A 21085-nucleotide genomic window follows, 5' to 3' on the forward strand; every position below is an offset into this window, starting at 1 on the left:
GAACAGCGGTGGCGGTCTGCGCCATTCTCCCTTAAACTGGCACGATGCCGACTGTACAATCGCCGAAACTGACCCTCTCCCAGACCAGCTCCCAACAGGGAGCCCTTGTCACTGCCAGCGGCACCTGGCAGGTGCACGCGCTGGCGCATGACAATGCCATCAAGGCCATCGACGCCCAGCTCAAGCCCCTGCACGGCGATGCCAACGTCCACTGGGACCTGTCGCAGATCGACAGCATGGACCATATCGGCGCCCAGCTGTTCTGGAATGCCTGGGGCAAGCGGCGCCCCGCGCAGCTGACCCTGGCGCCATCGCTGGAAGAGTTTTTCAGGCGCATCGAAGAGACGGGGCCGCTGGAGACGCCGCCTTCGCGCGCCAACCGCCTCACGCCCGTGATGAAACTGGGCATGGCCATTTTGCTGTTTTTCGAACATTTGAAGGGTTTTATTGCCCTGGTCGGCCAGGTGACGCAGGATATCGGCCGCTTCGCGCGCCATCCGATGCGCGGGCCGTGGCGTGAAATTTCCGCCAATATCTTCCATGCGGGCTTCCAGGCGCTGGGCATCACGGCCCTCGTCGGCTTTCTGATCGGCGTCGTGCTGTCCTATCTGTCGGCGCAGCAGCTGCGCGCCTTTGGCGGCGACATTTACCTGGTCAACCTGCTGGGCATGAGCGTCATCCGCGAACTGGGGCCGCTCCTGGCTGCCATCCTCGTGGCCGGCCGCTCCGGTTCGTCCATCACGGCCCAGCTGGGCGTCATGCGCGTCACGGAAGAACTCGACGCCATGCTGGTGATGGGCATTTCGCACGGTTTCCGCCTGATCATGCCGAAAGTGCTGGCCCTGGCCATTTCCATGCCCCTGCTCGTCATCTGGACGGATACGGCCGCGCTGATCGGCGGCATGGTGGCGGCCAAGGTGGAATTGAATCTGTCGGCGCGCTACTTCATCCAGAAGCTGCCCGACGCCGTGCCGCTGGCCAACTACATGATCGGCCTGGGCAAGGGGGTGATTTTCGGCATGCTGATCGCCCTCGTCTCCTGCCATTTCGGCCTGCGCATCAAGGCCAACACGGAAAGCCTGGGGCGCGGCACCACCACCGCCGTGGTCACGGCCATCACCGTGGTGATCCTGGCCGACGCCGTGTTCGCCATCGTCTTCAATGGAGTGGGATATTGATGGCCGATAACGATATCGCTTGCAAGGCGAGCGAGGGCCAGGAAGGCCAGTTCAACCTGCATGGCAGCGCGCCCGTGGTGGAAATCACCAACTTGTGGACCAAGTTCGGCCGCACCGTGGTGCACCAGGATTTGAACCTGGAAATCGAACGCGGCGAAATCCTCTCCATCGTGGGCGGCTCCGGCACGGGCAAGACGGTGCTGCTGCGCCAGATGCTGGGCCTGGAACATCCGGCGCGCGGCTGCGTGAAAGTCTTCGGCGAAGACATCAACCAGGCCAGTTCCGACCAGTTGCAGCAACTGCGCAACCACTGGGGCATGCTGTTCCAGCAGGGCGCCCTGTATTCGGCCCTGACCGTGTTCGACAACGTGGCGCAACCGATGCGCGAATTGCGCGTGCTGCCCGAGACGCTGATACGCGACGCGGTCTTATTAAAGATGAATATGGTGGGACTGGGCCCGGAACATGCGCTGAAGATGCCATCGGACTTGTCAGGCGGCATGATCAAGCGCGTGGCGCTGGCGCGCGCCCTGGCGCTGGAACCGAAGCTATTATTCCTCGACGAACCGACGGCGGGCCTGGACCCGGACCTGTCGGAAAGTTTTGTCTCTTTGATCCAGTCGCTGCACCGCGAACTGGGCTTGACGGTCGTCATGGTCACGCATGACCTCGACACTTTGTTTGCCCTGTCCACGCGCATCGCCGTGCTGGCGGAAAAACACGTGATCGCCATCGGCCCCACGCGCGAAGTGATCGAAGTGGACCACCCGTTCATCAAGCAATTTTTCCTCGGCGACCGCGGCAAACGCGCACTGGCCGTCCTGGACGAAAAACAGGCGGCAGCCAAGGCCGCACAGCCAGGCGACGGCGCCGGCACTGACAAGAAAGCGGAGAAGTAATGGAAAACAGATCACATGCCCTGATGACGGGATTTTTTACACTGACCCTGCTGGTGGCCGCCATCCTGTTCGGCGTCTGGTTCAACCGCGACCGCGTGGAGCGCGTCCCCTACCTGCTCGCCACCACCCTGTCCGTGCCGGGCCTGAACCCGCAGGCCACCGTGCGCTACCGGGGCCTGGAAGTAGGCAAGGTGGACGCCATCGATTTCGACACGCAAAAGGCGGGGCAAATCCTCGTGCACATCAGCGTGGCGCCCGACACGCCCGTCACCAACACCACCTTTGCCACCCTCGGCTACCAGGGCGTGACGGGCATCGCCTACATCCAGCTCGACGATGAGCACGTGGGCTCGACACTGCTGGGCACCAGCAAGGACAAGCCATCGCTGATCCCCCTGCGCGCCGGCTTGCTCGACCAACTGGAAAAACGGGGCAAGCGCATCCTCGACCAGGCCGAGCAGATCACCAACAAGGTGAATAATCTGCTGAGTCCGGAAAACCAGGCGGCCATGCTGGGCGCCTTCAATGAAGTGGGCAAGGCGGCCAAGGCCTTTGGCGCCATTCCCCAGCAGCTGGAACCGACCCTGACGCAATTGCCGCAACTGACGGAACAAACGCGGCAAACCTTGACGGCCGTCAGTACGGCCAGCAAGAACGTGTCGGACTTGACAGCCACCTGGAAAAAGCTCGGTAACGACATCCAGGCGCCCGGTGGCGTCCTCGAGAAAGTCAATGGCACGGTCGACCGGGTCGGTCATTCCGTGGAAACGGTGGCCAATGGCGTCTCGCTGGAAGTCTTGCCGCAGGTAATCGAACTGAGCGGCGAGGCGCGCTCCTCGATGCGCGCCCTGAAAAACACCATGAGCACGCTCAATGAACAGCCGCAGAGCATCCTGTTCGGCGCCCCAGACATTCCGCCCGGCCCGGGCGAGCCCGGTTTTTCGGCACCCGGCAAATAAGGAGAACACCGCATGCCTATCCCTCGCCATCTCACCGCACTCCTCCTGGCCAGCGCCTTCCTGCTGGGCGGCTGCGCCAGCCGCGGCCCCGTCCCCACGTTTTACGATTTCGGCCCGACGGCGCCGCTGGCGGCGGCACAGCCGGCCGCGCCAGCGCTGCCCGTGCTGGTGATCGCCGACGCCAGCGGCCCTGCGTGGCTGGACAGCCAGCGCATGTATTACCGCCTGCTGTACGCCGATGCGCAGCAATCGCGTCCGTATGCCTACAACCGCTGGAACACGCCGCCGCTGCAGCTGCTGAGCCAGCGCCTGAAGACGCGCGTGGCGCAGAGCGGCGTGAAAGTGCTGTCGACCACGGACGCGGCGGCCGGCATGCCCCTGCTGCGCATCGATGTCGATGATTTTTCGCAAAACTTTGATACGCAGACGCACAGCAGCGGCCATGTCTCGCTGCGCGCCTCGCTGTTCCGCGGGCACCGCCTGATCGACCAGAAAACCTTCAGCCGCAGCAGTCCGGCCGGCAGCGCCGATGCACAAGGCGGCGCGCAGGCGCTGGCGGCGGCCTCGGATGCCGTCACGGCCGACCTGCTCACCTGGCTGGGCACGCTGAATATCCCGAAAGAATGACCGACCCTGCTGCTCCCGCCAGCCCGGCGGCACCGCTGCCGCCCGTCCGTTCCTCGCCGGTGTCGCGTGCGACCCTGCTGGCCTATATCTTCCTGATCGTCTACGCGAGCTGGTTCCCGTTCACGGGCTGGCACAGCAATGGCCTGTCGCCGCTGACGTTCCTGGAAAACACGCGCATGCCCCGTTACTGGACCGGGTTTGATGTCGGCATCAATGTCGTCGGCTACATTCCGCTGGGCGCGCTGATCGTGTATTCGCTATTTCCACGTATCACAGGCTTTTTTGCCGTCGTGATCGCCAGCCTGTGCGGCGTGCTCATTTCCGGCAGCATGGAGGCGGTGCAAACCTATCTGCCCAGCCGCGTGTCATCGAACCTGGATTTTTATACGAATGCGGCCGGCGGCTGCATCGGCGCCATCATCGGCGCCTTGACGGCGCGCAAGCTGCTCGACCACAGCCATCTGTACCGCCTGCGCCAGCGCTGGTTTGCCCAGCATGCCAGCCAGGGCCTGGTGCTGGTGGCGCTGTGGCCGCTGGCGCAGATCTATCCACAAGCTTATCTGTTCGGCCTGGGCCAGTTGCTGCCCATCCTGTCAGACTGGTTTTCCACCCTGATGGGCATGGATATCGACCTGGCCGCCTATCTGCGGCCCGACGCCATATTGACGGTCGAACAATACTGGTTATCGGAAACCATCATCACGGCCTGCGGCATGACGGGCGCCGTGCTGACCTTGCTGTGCCTGCTGCGCCGCGCCGCGCCGCGCGCCATCCTGATGCTGGCCCTGATCGGCGCCGCCTTGATCGTGCGCTCGATGGCCAGCGCCCTGCTGTTTTCACCGGAAAACGCCTTCGTCTGGATCACGCCGGGCGCCCAGGGCGGCTTCTTGATCGGCCTGATCATGCTGGGCGGCCTGGCCTTCGCGCCCCACGTGGCGCAGCGCCGCATCGCGGCCGCCACCTTGCTGCTGAGCCTGGTAATGGTGAATACGACGCCGATCAACCCGTATTTCATGTCCACCTTGCAAGGCTGGGTACAAGGAAAATTCCTCAACTTTAACGGCGCGGCGCAATTTCTCGCCTTGCTGTGGCCTTTCATGGCCCTGTGGTTCCTGTGCCTGCCCTCGCACCGCCTGAACCGGCAGGACGATGTGCAGCGCCAGCGTCGCGAAGACCACCCATAAGCGCTATCATGGCGCATTGATGAATCAGCAGGAGATCAGTATGAGCGACGCACCGTATTTTGAACGCCACGTTTTTTTCTGCATGAACAAACGTGAAGACGGCCGCAACAGTTGCGGCGACCATGGCGCGGAAGCGGCGCAAAAGCATTGCAAGCGCCGCATCAAGGAACTCGACATGAATGGCGCGGGCAAGATCCGCATCAACCAGGCCGGCTGCATGGACCGCTGCGAGGAAGGCCCGCTGCTGGTCATCTACCCGGAAGCGACCTGGTACACCTATGTCGATACCAGCGATATCGACGAGATCATCGATACCCACCTGGTGGGCGGAAAAATCGTCGAACGCCTGAAAATTTAATGCCAAATTAAGAGATAGCCACCAGTATGAGCATCATGAACAGAAACTCGGAAAAATTTACCCTCGCCGGCCATGCGGGCAGCATGGAAGGCTTGCTCGATTTCCCGGCAGACACTCCGCGCGGCATCGCCCTCGTTGCCCATCCGCATCCGCTGTACGGCGGCACGATGGACAACAAGGTCACGCAAACCCTGGCGCGCGCGTTTGTCGCCCTCGGTTACGTGGTGGCGCGCATCAACTTCCGCGGCGTCGGCGCCTCGGAAGGCGTACACGACCATGGCGCGGGCGAAACGGACGACATGCAATTGCTGTATCAACACATGGTCGGCCTGTACCCGGGCTTGCCCGTGGCCCTGTCCGGTTTCTCGTTCGGCACCTTCGTGCAATCGAAACTGCAGGAGCGCCTGGCCGCCGCCGGCACGCCCGTCGAGCGCCTGGCGCTGATCGGCAGCGCGGCCGGCAAGTGGGCCATGGCCGACATTCCCGCCGACACCATTTTGATCCACGGCGAACTGGACGACACGATTCCCCTGTCCGCCGTCTTCGACTGGGCCCGTCCACAAGACATCCCCGTGATCGTGATCCCCGGCGCCGACCACTTTTTCCACCGCAAGCTCAATCACATCAAGAACCTCGTGATTGCGCTGTGGCATGGTGACAAACCCGCAATAGCAGCAGATGATCATTGAAGTGTGGGCTTACTAGCGCCTCCACGGCTATAATTGATCCGTTTTTTCCACGCGGCCACGTACGCAGCAACTGCGTGGCCCTCAGCCTTCATCTTTTTCGCAGACCAGCCTCCATGAAAAAACTTTTAGCGGCACTGGCCTCCAGTGTACTTTTCCTATCCGCCGCCCACGCCCAGCACGTTCCTGCACCGACCATCGCCGCCAAATCCTGGCTGCTGCTCGACGCCACCAGTGGCCAGATCATTGCTTCGCAAGATCCGGACGCCCGTATCGAGCCGGCATCGCTGACCAAGATCATGACGGCCTACCTGACGTTTGCCGCCATCCGCGAAAAGAAACTGGCGCTGGATCAGAAAGTAAACGTGTCCGTGCGCGCATGGAAAGTCGATTCGAGCAGCTCGAAGATGTTCATCGACCCGGCCACGCCTGTCTCGATCGACGACTTGCTGCACGGCCTGATGATTCAATCGGGTAACGACGCCGCCGTGGCGCTGGCTGAAGCCGTTGCCGGCGACGAAGGCACCTTCGTCGTGCTGATGAACCGCGAAGCCCAGCGCATGGGGATGAAAAACACGCGTTTTGCCAATCCGCATGGCTTGCCCAGCCCGGATAACTATTCCACGGCGCAAGATCTGTCCGTACTGGCCCAGCGCGTGATCGCCGACTATCCTGAATTCTATAAAATCGACTCCATCAAGAGTTTTACCTACAACAAGATTACCCAGCCTAACCGTAACCGCCTGCTGTGGCTGGACCCAACCGTCGATGGCATGAAGACGGGCCACACGGAAGCGGCCGGCTATTGCATGATCGCCTCGGCCCGCCGTCCAGGCGGCACGGGCGAGCGCCGTTTGATCTCCGTCATGCTGGGCACCTCGTCCGACCAGGCACGCACGCAGGAAAGCCAGAAGCTGCTGAACTGGGGCTTCCAGAACTTCGATACGGTCAAGCTGTACTCGAAAGGCCAGGCCGTGGCCACGCCGGAAGTGTGGAAAGGCTCGAAAGGCACCGTGAAAATCGGTTTCGCCCGCGACGTGCTCGTCACCGTACCAAAAGGCACGGCCGCCAAGATGAAGCCTGTGCTGGAACGCAAGGACCCGCTGGTCGCGCCACTGGCTGAAAACGCGCCGGTCGGCAAATTGAAAATGATGGTCGACGACAAGGTCTTGCTGGAACTGCCCGTTGTGGCGCTGGAAACCATCAACCAGGCCACGATCTTCGGCCGCGCCTGGGATTCGATGCGCCTGTGGATGAAATAAGCCGTTAGCGTTCCTCCATAAAAAATGCCCGCAGCTGCTGCGGGCATTTTTTTCGTCTTGCGTTACGTCAGCTTACTTCGCCGGCGCATCCTTCAAGTGCGGCTGGCGCGCCACGGGCGGGAAGGTGCCGTGGCGGCCGGCCGCAAACGTCGCTTCCGTCTGCGATGGCTCCACCGGCACGGACACCTTGCGCACCTTGGCCACCTGCGCCGCCGTCACGGGCGTGCCGCGGTTGCCCCAGCTGGTCTGGATGAAGGTCACCACCTGCGCGGTCTGCTCGTCATTGAAAATGTCGGCATACGGCGCCATCGTCAGCGCCGACGGCGCCGTGCGCGTGGCCGGCACGGCGCCGCCCGACAGCACGATGTTGATGGCCGAGGTTGGATCGTTCGTCTGCAGCACGGCATTGCCGGCCAGCGCAGGGAAAGCCTTGTCGTAGCCCTTGCCGTCGGAACGGTGGCAACCGGCGCAGCGGTCCAGGTAGAGCTGCGCGCCCTGGGAATTGACGATGCCGCTGAACAATTGCTTGCCCAGCTTGTCGTCGGCCACGAAGGCGGGCGTGCTTGGGTTCGATGGCGGCAGGGACTTCAGGTATTTCGCCATCGCCGCCAGGTCGCCATCCGTCATGTGCTGCATGGAATGGGCCACCACGTCGTTCATGGCGCCGAACGAGGCCGTATGGCTGTTGCGGCCCGTCTTGAGGAATTCGACAATATCGTTCGTGCTCCAGCGCGCCAGGCCGCCGCCATGTTCATTGCGCAACGATGGCACGGACCAGCCGTCGATCACGCCGCCGCCCGCCAGGAAGGTGGTATTGCCCGCATCCGTCAGCGATTTTTCCTGCATGCCCACGCCGCGCGCCGTGTGGCAGGCGCCGCAGTGGCCCAGGCCCTGCACCAGGTAGGCGCCGCGCAGCAATTGCGCGTCGCCCGTGGCCGGCACCTTGTACGGCTGCGGCGTGGGGGCGAACGCCCAGCGCCAGATGGTCAGCGGAAAACGCATCGACAGCGGCCACGGAATGTCGGCCGCCTTGTTCGGCGTCGGGTCCGCCTTCACGCCATGCATGAAATAGGCGTACAGCGCCTGCATGTCGGCCTCGCTCAGGCGCGAGTACGAGGGATAGGGCATGGCCGGATACACGGTATAGCCGTGTTTGGTCACGCCGGTGCGCATCAGCTTGTCGAAATCGGCAAAGCTCCAGTCGCCGATGCCAGCCTTTTTATCCGGCGTAATATTCGTGGAATACACCTTGCCGATCGGCGTATCCATGCCCAGGCCGCCCGCGAACGGTTTACCGTGCGTGCCGGCCGTGTGGCAGGCGATGCAGTCGCCGGCGCGGGCCAGGTATTCGCCCTGGCGTATCAGCTGGGCCTTCGGGACGGTGGCGGCCGTGGTGGCAGACAGGGCGGTGCTGGGGGTACTGGCGGCGAGCGCCAGCAGCAGCGCGCCCACTGTTTGGGTGAATGTGTTGTTCATCTTCTTGTTCTTTATCAAGCGACCAGGGGACGGGGATCTTGCAGGTATTGCTCGCGGATGGCCTTGGCCGACCAATAGGTCAGCGCGCAGGCCAGGCCCGTCGGGTTGTAGCCTATGCCGACCGGGAACACGCTGGAGCCGACGGCAAACACGTTGTGCACGTCCCAGCTTTGCAGGTAGCGGTTGACGACGCTGGTCTTGCGGTCCGCGCCCATGGCCGTGCCGCCCGCCCAGTGCGTGGTCTGGTAGTTGCGCAGATCGAGGTGGTCGCCCACGCTCTTGACGGCAACCTTGATCGACTCGGGATTCATGGCCTCGGCCACCTTCATCATCTTGTCGGTGACGAAACGGCTCATCTTGATGTCGTTTTCCTTCCAGTCGAAGGTAAAGCGCAGCAATTGCTGGCCATACTTGTCCGTGTAGGTCGGGTCGAGGTCGACATAGCAGTCGCGGTAAGTCATGTTGGCGCCGTGGCAATCGAACGACACCGTGTTCAAATAGCTCTTCTTGACGGCCTTTTTCCAGGCAGAACCCCAGGCGGGCGTGCCGTCCGGCGTGGCGATACCGGAGATCGGCTTGGAGCCGGCCGGATTGCACCAGGCGGGCGAACCGCCGACAAAGCCCAGCGGGCCATGGTCGAAATTGTCGCCATTCCAGTCATCGAGCGCGACACCGGTGCCGCCGGCGCCGATGAAGGGATTCGTGTTCGTGTCTTCCTTGAAGAAAGTCTGGATGGTGGACATCATCTGGTAGGCGATATTGCGCCCCACCACGCCCTCGTTGCTGACCGGGTCATACGGCTGGCCGATGCCCGACAGCAGGAACAGGTGCGCATTGTTGTACGCAAAGGCGCTGGCGATGACCAGCTCGGCAGGTTGCTCGACGGCCTTGCCATCCGCATTGATATACGTCACGCCCGTGGCGCGTTTTTTGCTGCCGTCGAGGTTGATGCGCACGACGTTGCAGTTGGCGCGCAATTCAAAATTGGCCACCATGCGCAGGGCCGGCATGATGTTGACGTTGGGCGAAGCCTTGGAATAGTTGTAGCAGGCGTAGCCGGAGCAGAAACCGCAGAAGTTGCACGGGCCCATCTGGCAGCCATACGGATTCGTGTACGGGCCGGACGCGTTCGACGAGGCGTTGACGAAGGGGTGGTAGCCGACGGCCTTGGCCGCGCGGCGGAACAATTCCGCCGTGTACGGCACTTTTTGCGGCGCCAGCGCGTAATTGTCGGAGCGGTCGCCCTCGAACACATTGCCGTCGCCGACGACGATGCCGTTGACCTTGTACGCCTGGCCCGAGGTGCCGAAGACTTTTTCGACGAAATCGAAGTGCGGCTCCAGCTCGGCGTAAGTCACGCCAAAGTCCTGGATCGTCATGCCTTCGGGAATGAATTTCTTGCCGTAGCGGCGTTCGTAGTGGCTGCGGATTTGCAGCTCTTCCGGCAGGACGCGCCAGTGCATGCCCGACCAGTGCAAGCCCGCGCCGCCCACGCCCGTGCCGGGCTTGAAGGCGCCGATCTGGCGGTAGGGCACGGCCACGCCCGTGATGCTGTGGCGGAAGGTGAACGTGCTCTTCGACATGTCCTGGAACAGCTTGCTGCGCTGGATGTAGGTCAGCTCGTCGAGGGTCTTCGGATAGGCGCCGTCGGGATAGGTGTCGCGGTACTCGCCGCGTTCCAGCGCGACCACGTTCAGGCCCGCTTCCGTCAATTCCTTGGCCATGATGGCGCCGGTCCAGCCGAAGCCGACAATCACGGCATCGACAGGCTTCATTTTTACATCGGGTTTGATATCACTCATGATGGTTTTTCTTTTTCTTTGATCTACTACAAAAACGTTGCGGTTACAGGCTTAGGCAATCGACACAGGAGGAAGCGGGTATTTCTTGCCATACTGCTCCACCCAATCCATGTAGTCGGCGCGCGCGCCGGGGAAGCCCACCATCTTCCAGGCCAGCATGTCCTTGTTGCCGCCGTGTACGGGGTCGCAAAAATAACCTTCGCGCGTGTTTTGCAGCAGCTGGTTGAAAAAGACTTTCGATGGCACTGCGCCGATGTCCAAAGTACCCTTTTGCAATTGCGTGATGACGGCGTCGCGCTCGGCCGCATTCAGCTGGACGAAAGGCTTGCCGGACTGTTTCTGCACGGCCGCGTTGACGCCGGCCAGGGCGCTCTGGTACAGCTCGCGCGGCGCCATGTGAAACTGGTAGCCGAACTGTTCGATCGAGGGCACGAACGGCCCCTGCATGTACCACAGCGCGCCATACGCGTACGGCGTGTTCATCTGCGCATCGATGAACTCATGCGCGCCCGCTTCCAGCGCGCCCGGTCCTTCGCCATCGGCCGGGATCAGGCGGTCGACCAGCGCGCTCAAGGTGGCCCATTCCGTGGCGTTGAAAAAAGTGGGCTTGTAGGCAGGCTGGTCTTTGGAGACGGCCATGGCCAGCCCGCCGCCGGCGCCGGCCAGCAAGGCCATAGCAGGCGCGGCGCCGACGGCCTTGCGCAGGAAGTTACGCCGATGGGGCGAAATCCCGATGATTTTCATAGGTTTTTCCTCAGGCGGCACGAGCCGCCACAGTGATGGATGTGGGAGTCAGACAGAAAATGCGGGCACGCGCCGCGGAGAGTGCAGAGTTCACGTTGGAAAGACTGGGATGATCGCGGCGCTCCACCGTCCATCTCTTGGTTAGTTGACCAGGATGATTGACAAGCAGTTGCTTTGCATTTACGGTGCGCATCGTACCATAATTAAAAGAAACCTTCAGAGACAGGCTAGACGTGATCAAAAAAGAGGCAGTGGCGCGTGGCCGCCCGCGCAAGGCGGGCGTGGAAGATGCAGTACTGGAAGCGATCGTCATGCTGGTGCGCCAGCATGGGCTCGACGCAGTGACGATACAAATGGTGGCCGACGTGGCCGGCGTGGGGCGCCAGACGATTTACCGGCGCTGGCCGCGGCGCGAAGACATGCTGCTTGACGCGCTCGTCAAGCGCACGGCGGAAAAGCTGCAGCGCGCACTCGACATGCCCGATGGCCAGGAAATCGAGGCGATCTGCGCGCGCATCTTCGACAACCTGAACGCCGACGGCCGCTTCACCTGCGACTTATTGGTGCTGATCCACGACGACGCGGCCGCGCAGCTGCGCTTTCGCGAGCAGATCGTCGCCCCGTGGATTACCCTCGTGGTGCAGCGCCTGACGCAGATCGGCGTGCGCGCCGACCTCGACCTGCGCCTGTTCGCCTTCATGCTGCAATCGGCGCTGGTGTACCAGATGCAGCTCGGCGGCGTGCTCGACGATGCCCTGCAACAGCGTTGCTGCCGCTTTATCCGCAGCATGTTGTAGCTCTGGATATAATCGTGGCGTAAGCTTCTTCGCCACCACTAGAAAGCCAGCCCATGAGCCATGTATTTCCCGCCAGCCTGCAAGCGCCGCGCAGCCGTTTGAGCAGCAACGGTCCCGAACTGTCGCGCATCGTCGCCGGCATGTGGCGCATCGGCGAGTGGAATATGTCGGCGCAGCAGCGCCTGGCCTTCATCGAACAATGCCTGGCGCTGGGCGTATCGAGTTTCGACCATGCCGATATCTATGGCGACTACAGCGCCGAAGGCCTGTTTGGCGAAGCGCTGGCCCTGCAGCCGGGCTTGCGCGAGAAGATGGAGCTGGTCAGCAAGTGCGGCATCAAGCTGCTGTCGCCGCACCGCCCCGGCCATGCCATCCAGCATTACGACACGAGCGCGGCGCACATCACCAGTTCCGTGGAACACAGCTTGCGCCAGTTGCACACGGACCGCCTGGACTTGCTGCTGATCCACCGTCCCGACCCGCTGATGGATTTCGACGAGATCGCCGGCGCCTTCACCCAGCTCAAGCAAGCGGGCAAGGTGCTGCACTTTGGCGTGTCGAACTTCAGCCGCCACCAGTTCGAGTGCCTGCACCGGCGCTTCCCGCTGGTGACGAACCAGGTGGAATTTTCACCGCTGCATGTGGCACCGCTGTTCGACGCAACCTTCGACGGCTTGCAGGACGTGGGGGTGGCGCCGATGATCTGGTCGCCGCTGGCGGGGGGACGCCTGTTCCAGGGTGGCGACGCGAACGTGGAGAATTTGCGCAATGTCATCAAGCAGATCGCCGACCAGCTGCAGCGCCCGTTTGCCAGCGTGGTCTTTGCGTGGATCATGCAACTGCCTTGCCGGCCCCTGCCGCTGACGGGCACGGGCCGCATCGAGGCCGTGGGCGTGGCCGTGGAAGGCACGCAGTTTACGCTCAGCCGCAGCGACTGGTTCGCCATCCTGCGCGCCGCGCGCGGGCACGAGGTGGCCTGAGATTAATCGATCTCGTCCGGGTCGTTGAATACCTGGGGTAAGGCAATGCCGCGCCAGCCCAGGTACCACGCCAGGTTCAGCGCCAGGGTGGCGGCGATGTAGACGGCAAAGAACAGCGCAAAGAAACTGGTCTTCAGCCACACCAGCAGGGCGACGGCGACGATCAGCACCAGCAGCGCGGCCAGGCTTTTCTTTTGCTTGGAGCTGGGGAAGCGCAAGGTCGACACCATCAGGCTGCCCACGCCGACGAGCAGCAGCATGATCAGATAGCTGTGCAAGGTTGAATCGATGGGCGCCGGCCAGGCCACCACCACGGCAGCCACGCAGGCGGCGCCGGCCGTGATCGGCATGCCGACAAAATACATGGGGTCGGTATGCCCCACGTTCACATTGAAGCGCGCCAGGCGCATGGCGCCGCAGGCAACAAAGAAGAAGCTGGCCATGCCGCCAAAGCGCAGCAGCAGCGGATCGTGCACGCCCATCTGCACAAAACCATAGCAATACAACAAGACCGCAGGGGCGCAGCCGAAATTCATCACGTCGGCGATGGAATCGAGCTGCACACCGAACTGCGAGCTGGTGTTCGTCAGGCGCGCCACATAGCCGTCGAGGGCATCGAAGACGCCCGCCAGGACCAGCAATGCGGCGGCCAGCCGGTAGTCGGCAGGGTCGCCGACACCGGCGTTATCGACGGAAATGACGATGCTGGCAAAACCGCAGGCTATCGACAGCAACGTCACCATGCTGGGCAAGGCGTACTTGGCGCGCTGCAGGCGCGACTTGGGCAATGTGTTCAAATTATCGGCAATCAAAGAAATCAGGGAAAAAGCAGCAGGCTGGAAAACGATGCGTTATCCTCATTCTACCCTGTGCGGCCATGGCACCGTCCCCGCACGGTGCTGCGACATATCTTTTAGCTGATGCTCTACGGCATATAAAAATGCCTTAGAATCGATTCACAGCTCTCCGCCATGGCAGCGTGGCATAGTCCCACCTTTTAAAACAGGAGTTCGCTTGATCGCCCCATTTCAGCATAGCAAACCATGGCTACCGGCCCTCCTGATTGCAGCGCTGCTGAGCGCATGCGGCGGCGGGAGCAGCGATGGCGGCACGGCCTCGCTGTCGACCGCGACGCCAGCGGGACAACTGACGCAGGAACCCGGCGCCCCCGCCCTCAGCAACAACATCGCCACCGACGGCTTCAACTGGATCAATTACCGGCGCAATCAGATGGGTGTGACACAGCTGGCACGCAACAGCCTGATCGATGCCGCCGCGCAAAACCATTCCGCCTATCTGAATGCCAACAATATCGTCGCGCACGATGAAATCAGCGGCAAACCGGGATTTACGGGCGCCACCCTCAGGGAGCGCCTGAGCAAGGCCGGCTATGCGATTCCATCCCTGCAGGGCGAAGTCATCGCCGGCGCGGCGAATACCTCGGGCTTTTACCTGGCTGAGGAACTGATCACGGCCATCTATCACCGCTTTGTCATTTTTGAACCGCTATTCAAGGAAGGCGGCGCCGGCGCCGTCGTCAACAACAGCGGCTACGCCTACTTCACCACCGATTTTGCCGGCAGCACCAGCAATGGCGGCGGCTTGCCGGCCGGACAAGTCATCACTTACCCATTCAGCGGCCAGCTCAAGGTCGCCACCAGTTTCTCCAGCGATAACGAATCGCCCGATCCCGTGCCCAACCAGGACATCGTCGGCTATCCGATCAGCGTGCATGCGACATTCGGCGCCCCCCTCGGCGTGACGGCCTTCAGCGTGCGCCAGCGCGGCGCCGGCAGCGACCTGGCGGTGCGCCTGCTCAAGAGCGATAACGATGCGCATACACCGGTATCGGCCGTCGCCATCATCCCCTTGGCGCCGTTGAATGCCGGCACCACCTACGACGTGAGTTTCATCGGGAAAGTCAGTGGCGTCGACGTGACGCGCACCTGGTCATTCACGACACGCTAGGCGGGGCGGGCGCCGCGCCCGGCGATCACAAGCGGGCGCGGCGTTGACAGCTTCTGGATGTAGAATGATGGTGGCTGCTGTATCTGCCCTCGACCCGCTTTTGGCTCTATCACCCTAGGCATGATGAAACCATACGCCACCTGCGATGATGATGCCGCCATCTCGGCATCCGACATGGTCCGGATTCTCGATGTCGAGAACGGCCTGGGCCGCATCATGGGTGACCGCCTCCTGTACCTGAAAATCCTGCGCCGCTTCCTGCACGACCATGGCACCACGCCGTGCCAGATCCGTACCGAATTCAACGCCGGCAATTACGCTTGTGCCCGCCTGAAGACACATACCTTGAAAGGCGCGGCCGGCATGATAGGCGCGCGCCAGGTGCATAGTCTGTCGGCAACCCTGGAGGCCGCTTTGCGGGCCCAGGCGCCAGACCTGGAACGGCAGATGCTGCAGCTGGAACTGGCACAGGATCAATTGCTGGGCGCCGTCAGCTGCATGCTGGGCACGCCGGACGAAGGCCACACGGCCGCGCAAGATGTGGCGCCTGACCCGGCCGCGCCCGCCATCCAGCTGCTGCTGGCGCGCCTGGCCAGCCATCTGCGCGAAGGCGACGGCGCGGCCATCGATATCCTGGAAAATTCAGCCAGCCTGCTGGCCGCCAGCCTGGGCGTGAATGTGTACCACGAAGTGGCCGCCGCCGCGCACGAGTTCGATTTCGACGGCGCCCTGGCGGCGCTGCTGCGGCGCCGATAACGCACAGCCCGCCGCCGCTCAGCTGTTGTACTGCGCCTCCTCCGCATACGCCAGGCCGCAACGCTTGCAACAAAAGCGGCTTGTCGCAGTAGCAACAATTCACACTCCACGGCGGCGCTACTGGCCGCACAGTCCGTTGCCGTTCAGCTGTTGTACTGCGCCTCCTCTGCATACGCCACACAACAACTCTTGCAGCAAAAGCGGCGCACGGCGTCGAGCGGCTTGTCGCAGTACCAACATGCGCCCTTAGGCGGCAGGGAAGCGATCAATTCCGGCATGGCCGGCAATGGCCGCGCCATCACCTCCGCCTCGCCTTCCACGACATCCGGCTGTTTGCTGTCCATGGCGCTTCCTTTCCTAGCGGCACTTCAAGGCCGCTCAGCAAGATTACGTCAGCGCAGTTTGGACTCCATGACATTTCTCAACGGGGCAGATGCTAGCGTGACTTCCGGTAGCTGCGCACGGCGTCATTGGCCTGTTCGTCCATGATTTTCAGCAGCCGCGGCTGCCTTGCATACTTGGCGGACAGGCGCTTCCATTGCCGCTGCGCCTGGCCGCAGGAATCGTTCACGGCCGCAATGATCTCGCGCTGCCGCGCCTTGTCGTTATCATCCCATTCGCCGGCAAAATGCTCGCACATTTGCGCATGCTCCATGAACTGGAGCACGTCGCGCGGCAGTTTTTCCTGTGCCGTGGACAGCAGGGGCAGGCAGCACAGCACGCCAACGATGAGGACTTTCATTGCCCGCCCTCTTACTTGCCGATACAGAAACGGCTGAAGATCACGCCGAGCAAATCGTCGGGCGAGAACTCGCCCGTGATGCTCGACAGCTGCACCTGCGCCAGACGCAGCTCTTCGGCAAACAGGTCCAGCGACTGGTCGTCCTGCGCCGCGTGCTCGGCGGCGATATGCAAGTGCTTGCCGGCCGACTTGAGCGCGATCAAATGACGTTCGCGCGCCAGGTACAGCGATTCGCCCGTCTGCTGCCAGCCGGCGATGCGCAGCAGCTCGGCGCGCAGCAGGTCGATGCCGATATGCTCGTGCGCAGAGAGATAAACGTGGGTGGCGTCCGGCAAGCTGTCGACGCCGGGCTTGTGGCCGGACAGGTCGATCTTGTTCCACACGCGCACCACGGGCACGCCTTCCGGGAAGGCGGCGACGATGGTTTCATCGGCCAGCGTCGGGCCATGATCGGCGTCCAGCAGGTGCAGGATCACGTCCGCCTTGCCGATCTCGCCCCAGGTGCGCTCGATGCCGATGCGCTCGACGGCGTCGATGGTGTCGCCCGCGCTGCGGATGCCGGCCGTGTCGATGATGTTGAGCGGAATGCCCTCGATCTGGATGGTTTCGCTGACCTTGTCGCGCGTGGTGCCGGCGATCGGCGTCACAATCGCCACGTCGGCGCCCGCGAGCGCATTCAGCAACGATGACTTGCCCACGTTGGGCTGGCCCGCCAGCACGACATTCAAGCCTTCGCGCAGCAGCGCGCCCTGCGCCGCCTGGGCAAACACTTTATTTAACGCTTCGATGACGGCCTTTAATTGGCCGCGCGCATTCGATTTTTCCAGGAAATCGATTTCTTCCTCCGGGAAGTCCAGCGTTGCCTCGACCAGCATCCTTAAACCCGTCACCTGCTCCACCAGCGCGTGGATGGTGTTCGAGAACGCGCCCGACAGCGATTGCGAGGCGGACTTGGCGGCCGCTTCCGTGGACGCGTCGATCAGGTCGGCCACGGCTTCGGCTTGCGCCAGGTCAAGCTTGTCATTGAGGAAAGCGCGGCGCGTGAATTCGCCCGGTTCGGCCAGGCGCAGGCCGCTGTCCCGGCCTGCCTCGAGCACGCGCGCCAGCAGCAGTTGCAGCACGATGGGGCCGCCGTGACCCTGCAATTCCAGCACGTCTTCGCCCGTGTAGGAATGCGGACCCTTGAAGTGGATGGCGATGCCCTGGTCGATGATGCTGCCATCGGCTTCCGTGAACGGCAGATAGGTGGCGTGGCGCGGTTTCAGCGTTTGCGCGCCGAACAGGGCCGTCATCAACGGTGCGAGGTTTTTGCCGGAGGCGCGTACCACGCCGATGCCGCCGCGTCCGGGAGCGGTGGCGATGGCGGCGATAGGGGAAGAGTCGAGTTTCATGGGGATATTGTAATAGGTACGGCAAGGGAAGGTGCAGCAACGTAGGTCGGCTTAGCGCGCAGCGCGTAAGCCGACGCAGCACACGCTGGCGATAGTGTCGGATTACGCGTGGCCTTGCCACGCTAATCCGACCTACAAGAATTAAAAAGCCCGCACTAGGCGGGCTTTTACTTCGCTAACCCTGCTTACACAGTGGACGGCGCGTATTTCTTGGTGATCACCCATTGCTGGCCGATCGACAGGACGTTGTTGACGACCCAGTAGAGTACCAAGCCCGACGGGAAGAAGAAGAACATCACCGAGAATGCCAACGGCATGAACAGCATCATCTTCGCTTGCATCGGATCGGCCGGGGCCGGATTCAGCTTGGTCGTGATGTACATCGAGATCGCGTACAACACCGGCAGGATGCACCATGGGTCATGCTGGGCCAGGTCGGTGATCCAGCCTATCCATGGCGCGCCGCGGATTTCCACGGACGCGTTCAGCACCCAGTACAGGGCGATAAAGACCGGCATCTGGATCAGGATCGGCAGGCAGCCGCCCAGCGGATTGATCTTTTCCGTCTTGTACAGCTCCATCGTGGCCTGGTTCATCTTTTGCGGGTCGCCCTTGTAGCGCTCGCGGATGGCCTGCATCTTCGGCGTGACCAGTTTCATCTTGGCCATGCTGCGGTAGCCGGCGGCCGACAGGGGGAAGAACGCCAGCTTGATCAGGATGGTGAAGGCGATGATGGTCCAGCCCCAGTTACCGAGCACGCTGTGGATGTGTTCCATGACCCAGAAGATCGGCTTGGCGATGATGGTCAGCCAGCCGTAATCCTTGACCAGTTCCAGGCCAGGCGATACCGATTCGAGCAGGTGCGCGATTTGCGGACCCGAGTACAGCTTGCTGTCCATGCTGGCCGAGGCGCCTGGCGCCAGGGTAGGCAGCGGCAGCACGTTGCCGATGGCATACAGGTTGGTGTCGAGCTTTTTCGTGAAGATGTCACGCTTGACGTTGTCTGGCGGTACAAAGGCCGAGACGAAGAAGTGCTGCGAAATCGCAAACCAGCCGCCATTCGCCGATTGCGGATGCAGGCTCTTCATGGCGTTGTCGTTGCCCTTCTTTTCGTCTTCCACGGCGGCTTTTTCGATCTTCTCGAACGTCATCTTCTGGTACTTGTCCTGTGGCGTGTACAGGGTAGGACCGGTGAAGCTGCTGTTGAAGAACGAGTCGCCGACCGGCTTGTTGCCGTCATGCGTCAGCTGCAGGTACAGCTGCGGCGTGACAGGGGCCGCGCCCACGTTGGACACGTCGTGGCGCACGTCGATGACGTAGTCGCCGCGCTTGAAGGTAAACGTCTTGGTCAGCTTGACGCCGCCTTCAACCGCTTCCATGACCAGCTGGACCTGCTTGCCATCGGCCAGCGTGCGTACGCCAGGCTGGACGGTAAAGCCCGTGTTATGCGTCGGGAAAGGACCGCCGACCAGGCCCGACTGCGCCAGGTAGGTGTGGTTGCTGCCGACGTCGAACAGCACTTCGTTTTGCTTGCCTTCGTCAGGCTGGCACCATTTGAACAGGCCGAAGCAGCCGCCAAACCAGCCCGGATTGCCCGCGCCCTTGAACTTCAGCAATTCCAGACGCTTGACCTGGCCACCGAGGCTGTCGATGTCGACCTTGATGACATCGGTCGTGATGGTAATCACTTCGCGCTTGAACGCGGCGGGATCGGTCGCTTCGCCAGGCACGGCGGTCGCGCCGGCAGCCGGCAGGACGGTCTTGGCCGGGGTGACGGGCGCCTTGGCGGTTTGTTCCGTGTTCGCGGAGAACATCGACGGCTTGCCGTTCGAGATCATCCATTCGTTCCAGAGAATTACCAGCGAGACGGAAAACACGATCCACAGGATGGTACGTTTATTGATATCCATTAGGGTATTTGTCAGGAGTGGTTGCAACCGCAAGCGGTCGTTGAAGATTGTTTGCCATCGGCCGGCGGCACCGGGTCGACGCCCCCTTCATTCCAGGGGTGGCATCGGCACACGCGTCTGGCAGCCAGCAGGCTGCCCTTGGCGGCGCCGTGCACGCGCAACGCTTCCATCGCGTAATGCGAACAGCTCGGATAGAAACGGCAATTCTGTCCCAGCATGGGGCTGATCAGCAACTGATAAGCGCGCAGCAGGAACAGCAGCAGGGTTTTCATGGCGCGGATGGTGGTGGCGCAGCAACAGAACGGGCCTGGGCGGCGATTTGCGCCGCGAACAGGCGGCCCAATTCTTCGCGCAACTCGGCTTTCAGCCGGGTCGTGGTGGCCGGGCCATCCTTGCTGTTGACGGCGCGCGACAAACGCACCACGCAGTCGACCGGCGGCAGCGCGCTGTTGCGAAACAGCTCGCGCGTGACGCGCTTGATCGTGTTGCGGGTCGCCGCGCGCGGCGCGAAACGCTTCGCCACAACGACGCCCAGCCGCGCATGCGGCAATTGATTGTGTCGGGTGTACAGCACAAAATGCGCTGTTTTTTGCGAAGGGCGCAAACGAAAAACGGATGAAAATTCATCCGTTTTAACGATACGCCGAAAGCGCGCGAAGTCGTGTGAACCTTCGCGTTGATTGCCGACTGGAGTACAGCTAGCCACGCGATCAGCTGTCAACGACAAGCCTAGACGGCCAGACGTTTGCGGCCCTTTGCGCGACGTGCGTTGAGCACATCACGGCCACCACGGGTAGCCATACGAGCGCGGAAGCCGTGCGTACGCTTGCGGCGAACGACGGAAGGTTGGTAAGTACGTTTCATGTTGGTCTCGCTAAAAACAAAAAAAATGCAAAATCGGGTCTGACGTCCCGTCAGTTTTTGGTGCCAATGACAATCGCGCACTTATGCCAAGGCACAAGCTGGCCAATCTCATCGCCCGCTTAATCCACGCTTAGTCCATATTGTCGTTCCAAATGAATAAACACGGAATACGGGCGGGGAACCCTGAATTATTCAGCATATGCCCCCCTCTTGTCAAGGATTGCCGTGATCGCCTGGAAATTTGCGCGCCGCTCCCCATCTGCCGCCAAGCCCGCACCAGCACTGCCTGAGACGGGATAACCGGGGGATAAGTCACCGCTTATGCACACGCCGCCACACCCCTGGCGCATAAAAATAACAGTCGTGCCTGTGGATAACTTTGGCGGTCGGGAGTAGAATAGCGCGTTACGTGTGGCGAGCCCTCGCGCGACGCCGGCCTTGCAACACGGTGACCGCAGGGCAGAATCGATACGCCCTCCCACACCTTTTCACATAGACATAC

Annotated in this window: 23 protein-coding genes; 12 read left to right on the plus strand and 11 right to left on the minus strand. The window is 62.1% G+C overall.

Annotated features, from left to right (window positions below):
• Positions 1-44 precede the first annotated feature (44 nt).
• The 8 genes from AC3RCJ_RS28210 (at position 45) to AC3RCJ_RS28245 (ending at position 7153) form a co-directional block, all read left to right on the plus strand.
• Positions 45-1178 carry an MlaE family ABC transporter permease gene (locus AC3RCJ_RS28210; protein WP_492961162.1) on the plus strand — a complete coding sequence of 378 codons (1134 nt, stop codon included), beginning with the start codon at positions 45-47 and terminating at the stop codon, positions 1176-1178.
• Positions 1178-2077 (plus strand): ABC transporter ATP-binding protein, encoded by a 900-nt coding sequence (locus AC3RCJ_RS28215; protein WP_492961164.1) that lies wholly within the window; start codon positions 1178-1180, stop codon positions 2075-2077. Before AC3RCJ_RS28210 ends, AC3RCJ_RS28215 begins: the two co-directional genes overlap by 1 nt.
• On the plus strand, positions 2077-3036 hold the full coding sequence (locus AC3RCJ_RS28220) for an MlaD family protein (protein ID WP_492961166.1): 960 nt from the start codon (positions 2077-2079) through the stop codon (positions 3034-3036). The genes AC3RCJ_RS28215 and AC3RCJ_RS28220 overlap by 1 nt, the downstream gene beginning before the upstream one ends.
• 12 nt (positions 3037-3048) lie before the next feature.
• Positions 3049-3663: an ABC-type transport auxiliary lipoprotein family protein gene (locus tag AC3RCJ_RS28225; RefSeq protein WP_492961168.1), complete on the plus strand. Its 615-nt coding sequence runs from the start codon at positions 3049-3051 to the stop codon at positions 3661-3663.
• A complete protein-coding gene (locus AC3RCJ_RS28230) occupies positions 3660-4847 on the plus strand; it encodes a VanZ family protein (protein WP_492961170.1) in 1188 nt (395 codons plus the stop codon). The genes AC3RCJ_RS28225 and AC3RCJ_RS28230 overlap by 4 nt, the downstream gene beginning before the upstream one ends.
• Before the next feature lie 40 nt (positions 4848-4887).
• Complete coding sequence (locus AC3RCJ_RS28235) at positions 4888-5205, plus strand: (2Fe-2S) ferredoxin domain-containing protein (protein WP_034781335.1); 318 nt, start codon at positions 4888-4890, stop codon at positions 5203-5205.
• A 35-nt stretch (positions 5206-5240) separates the two neighbouring features.
• A complete protein-coding gene (locus tag AC3RCJ_RS28240; RefSeq protein ID WP_100876754.1) occupies positions 5241-5894 on the plus strand; it encodes an alpha/beta hydrolase in 654 nt (217 codons plus the stop codon).
• A 113-nt stretch (positions 5895-6007) separates the two neighbouring features.
• Positions 6008-7153, plus strand: coding sequence for a D-alanyl-D-alanine carboxypeptidase family protein (locus tag AC3RCJ_RS28245; RefSeq protein ID WP_492961172.1), 1146 nt, complete (start codon positions 6008-6010; stop codon positions 7151-7153).
• Between the two features lie 72 nt (positions 7154-7225).
• On the opposite strand, the gene AC3RCJ_RS28250 is transcribed toward AC3RCJ_RS28245, so the two are convergent.
• From AC3RCJ_RS28250 to AC3RCJ_RS28260, 3 genes are read right to left on the minus strand one after another with little or no spacing between them, the layout of a single operon-like run.
• Complete coding sequence (locus AC3RCJ_RS28250) at positions 7226-8629, minus strand: cytochrome c (protein ID WP_492961174.1); 1404 nt, start codon at positions 8627-8629, stop codon at positions 7226-7228.
• A gap of 14 nt (positions 8630-8643) precedes the next feature.
• Positions 8644-10431 (minus strand): GMC family oxidoreductase, encoded by a 1788-nt coding sequence (locus AC3RCJ_RS28255; RefSeq protein ID WP_492961176.1) that lies wholly within the window; start codon positions 10429-10431, stop codon positions 8644-8646.
• A gap of 51 nt (positions 10432-10482) precedes the next feature.
• Positions 10483-11175 (minus strand): gluconate 2-dehydrogenase subunit 3 family protein, encoded by a 693-nt coding sequence (locus tag AC3RCJ_RS28260; RefSeq protein WP_492961178.1) that lies wholly within the window; start codon positions 11173-11175, stop codon positions 10483-10485.
• A 233-nt stretch (positions 11176-11408) separates the two neighbouring features.
• Here AC3RCJ_RS28260 and AC3RCJ_RS28265 point away from each other — a divergent pair, with 233 nt between their 5' ends.
• Complete coding sequence (locus AC3RCJ_RS28265; RefSeq protein WP_492961180.1) at positions 11409-11972, plus strand: TetR/AcrR family transcriptional regulator; 564 nt, start codon at positions 11409-11411, stop codon at positions 11970-11972.
• A gap of 53 nt (positions 11973-12025) precedes the next feature.
• The gene (locus tag AC3RCJ_RS28270; RefSeq protein ID WP_492961182.1) at positions 12026-12952 is read left to right on the plus strand and encodes an aldo/keto reductase; all 927 of its coding nucleotides are present in this window, start codon (positions 12026-12028) and stop codon (positions 12950-12952) included.
• Positions 12953-12954: 2 nt separating this feature from the next.
• Here AC3RCJ_RS28270 and pssA read toward each other — a convergent pair whose 3' ends face one another.
• Entirely contained in the window at positions 12955-13725 is a 771-nt protein-coding gene (pssA, locus tag AC3RCJ_RS28275; protein ID WP_492961334.1) for a CDP-diacylglycerol--serine O-phosphatidyltransferase, read from the minus strand.
• A 241-nt stretch (positions 13726-13966) separates the two neighbouring features.
• Between pssA and AC3RCJ_RS28280 the strand changes: the two genes are divergently transcribed.
• Positions 13967-14920 (plus strand): CAP domain-containing protein, encoded by a 954-nt coding sequence (locus AC3RCJ_RS28280; RefSeq protein ID WP_492961184.1) that lies wholly within the window; start codon positions 13967-13969, stop codon positions 14918-14920.
• Between the two features lie 120 nt (positions 14921-15040).
• On the plus strand, positions 15041-15676 hold the full coding sequence (locus AC3RCJ_RS28285; RefSeq protein ID WP_492961186.1) for an Hpt domain-containing protein: 636 nt from the start codon (positions 15041-15043) through the stop codon (positions 15674-15676).
• A 143-nt stretch (positions 15677-15819) separates the two neighbouring features.
• Here AC3RCJ_RS28285 and AC3RCJ_RS28290 read toward each other — a convergent pair whose 3' ends face one another.
• The 7 genes from AC3RCJ_RS28290 to rpmH all read right to left on the minus strand — a co-directional run bounded on the left by AC3RCJ_RS28290 (position 15820) and on the right by rpmH (position 20583).
• Positions 15820-16020 (minus strand): hypothetical protein, encoded by a 201-nt coding sequence (locus tag AC3RCJ_RS28290; RefSeq protein WP_492961188.1) that lies wholly within the window; start codon positions 16018-16020, stop codon positions 15820-15822.
• A gap of 92 nt (positions 16021-16112) precedes the next feature.
• Complete coding sequence (locus AC3RCJ_RS28295) at positions 16113-16418, minus strand: hypothetical protein (RefSeq protein WP_492961190.1); 306 nt, start codon at positions 16416-16418, stop codon at positions 16113-16115.
• Positions 16419-16429: 11 nt separating this feature from the next.
• Positions 16430-17809, minus strand: coding sequence for a tRNA uridine-5-carboxymethylaminomethyl(34) synthesis GTPase MnmE (gene mnmE, locus AC3RCJ_RS28300; RefSeq protein ID WP_492961192.1), 1380 nt, complete (start codon positions 17807-17809; stop codon positions 16430-16432).
• 185 nt (positions 17810-17994) lie between these two features.
• On the minus strand, positions 17995-19719 hold the full coding sequence (gene yidC, locus AC3RCJ_RS28305) for a membrane protein insertase YidC (protein ID WP_492961194.1): 1725 nt from the start codon (positions 19717-19719) through the stop codon (positions 17995-17997).
• 11 nt (positions 19720-19730) lie between these two features.
• Positions 19731-19991: a membrane protein insertion efficiency factor YidD gene (yidD, locus tag AC3RCJ_RS28310; RefSeq protein WP_492961196.1), complete on the minus strand. Its 261-nt coding sequence runs from the start codon at positions 19989-19991 to the stop codon at positions 19731-19733.
• A complete protein-coding gene (rnpA, locus tag AC3RCJ_RS28315; protein ID WP_492961198.1) occupies positions 19988-20440 on the minus strand; it encodes a ribonuclease P protein component in 453 nt (150 codons plus the stop codon). Before rnpA ends, yidD begins: the two co-directional genes overlap by 4 nt.
• An 8-nt stretch (positions 20441-20448) precedes the next feature.
• A complete protein-coding gene (gene rpmH / locus AC3RCJ_RS28320; RefSeq protein ID WP_010401996.1) occupies positions 20449-20583 on the minus strand; it encodes a 50S ribosomal protein L34 in 135 nt (44 codons plus the stop codon).
• Positions 20584-21085 lie beyond the last annotated feature (502 nt).

This window comes from Janthinobacterium sp. GW822-FHT07H11 (genome assembly GCF_058798615.1).

Excerpts from the sequence above, each read along its gene's own strand:
- AC3RCJ_RS28270 (WP_492961182.1), top strand. The coding sequence starts at position 12,026 with ATGAGCCATGTATTTCCCGCCAGCCTGCAAGCGCCGCGCAGCCGTTTG.
- AC3RCJ_RS28295 (WP_492961190.1), bottom strand. The coding sequence starts at position 16,418 with ATGAAAGTCCTCATCGTTGGCGTGCTGTGCTGCCTGCCCCTGCTGTCC.
- AC3RCJ_RS28290 (WP_492961188.1), bottom strand. The coding sequence starts at position 16,020 with ATGGACAGCAAACAGCCGGATGTCGTGGAAGGCGAGGCGGAGGTGATG.
- AC3RCJ_RS28210 (WP_492961162.1), top strand. The coding sequence starts at position 45 with ATGCCGACTGTACAATCGCCGAAACTGACCCTCTCCCAGACCAGCTCC.
- rpmH (WP_010401996.1), bottom strand. The coding sequence starts at position 20,583 with ATGAAACGTACTTACCAACCTTCCGTCGTTCGCCGCAAGCGTACGCAC.
- AC3RCJ_RS28250 (WP_492961174.1), bottom strand. The coding sequence starts at position 8,629 with ATGAACAACACATTCACCCAAACAGTGGGCGCGCTGCTGCTGGCGCTC.
- AC3RCJ_RS28230 (WP_492961170.1), top strand. The coding sequence starts at position 3,660 with ATGACCGACCCTGCTGCTCCCGCCAGCCCGGCGGCACCGCTGCCGCCC.
- AC3RCJ_RS28235 (WP_034781335.1), top strand. The coding sequence starts at position 4,888 with ATGAGCGACGCACCGTATTTTGAACGCCACGTTTTTTTCTGCATGAAC.
- AC3RCJ_RS28260 (WP_492961178.1), bottom strand. The coding sequence starts at position 11,175 with ATGAAAATCATCGGGATTTCGCCCCATCGGCGTAACTTCCTGCGCAAG.
- AC3RCJ_RS28285 (WP_492961186.1), top strand. The coding sequence starts at position 15,041 with ATGATGAAACCATACGCCACCTGCGATGATGATGCCGCCATCTCGGCA.
- AC3RCJ_RS28215 (WP_492961164.1), top strand. The coding sequence starts at position 1,178 with ATGGCCGATAACGATATCGCTTGCAAGGCGAGCGAGGGCCAGGAAGGC.
- AC3RCJ_RS28255 (WP_492961176.1), bottom strand. The coding sequence starts at position 10,431 with ATGAGTGATATCAAACCCGATGTAAAAATGAAGCCTGTCGATGCCGTG.
- yidC (WP_492961194.1), bottom strand. The coding sequence starts at position 19,719 with ATGGATATCAATAAACGTACCATCCTGTGGATCGTGTTTTCCGTCTCG.
- AC3RCJ_RS28245 (WP_492961172.1), top strand. The coding sequence starts at position 6,008 with ATGAAAAAACTTTTAGCGGCACTGGCCTCCAGTGTACTTTTCCTATCC.
- yidD (WP_492961196.1), bottom strand. The coding sequence starts at position 19,991 with ATGAAAACCCTGCTGCTGTTCCTGCTGCGCGCTTATCAGTTGCTGATC.
- mnmE (WP_492961192.1), bottom strand. The coding sequence starts at position 17,809 with ATGAAACTCGACTCTTCCCCTATCGCCGCCATCGCCACCGCTCCCGGA.
- AC3RCJ_RS28225 (WP_492961168.1), top strand. The coding sequence starts at position 3,049 with ATGCCTATCCCTCGCCATCTCACCGCACTCCTCCTGGCCAGCGCCTTC.
- AC3RCJ_RS28240 (WP_100876754.1), top strand. The coding sequence starts at position 5,241 with ATGAACAGAAACTCGGAAAAATTTACCCTCGCCGGCCATGCGGGCAGC.
- AC3RCJ_RS28220 (WP_492961166.1), top strand. The coding sequence starts at position 2,077 with ATGGAAAACAGATCACATGCCCTGATGACGGGATTTTTTACACTGACC.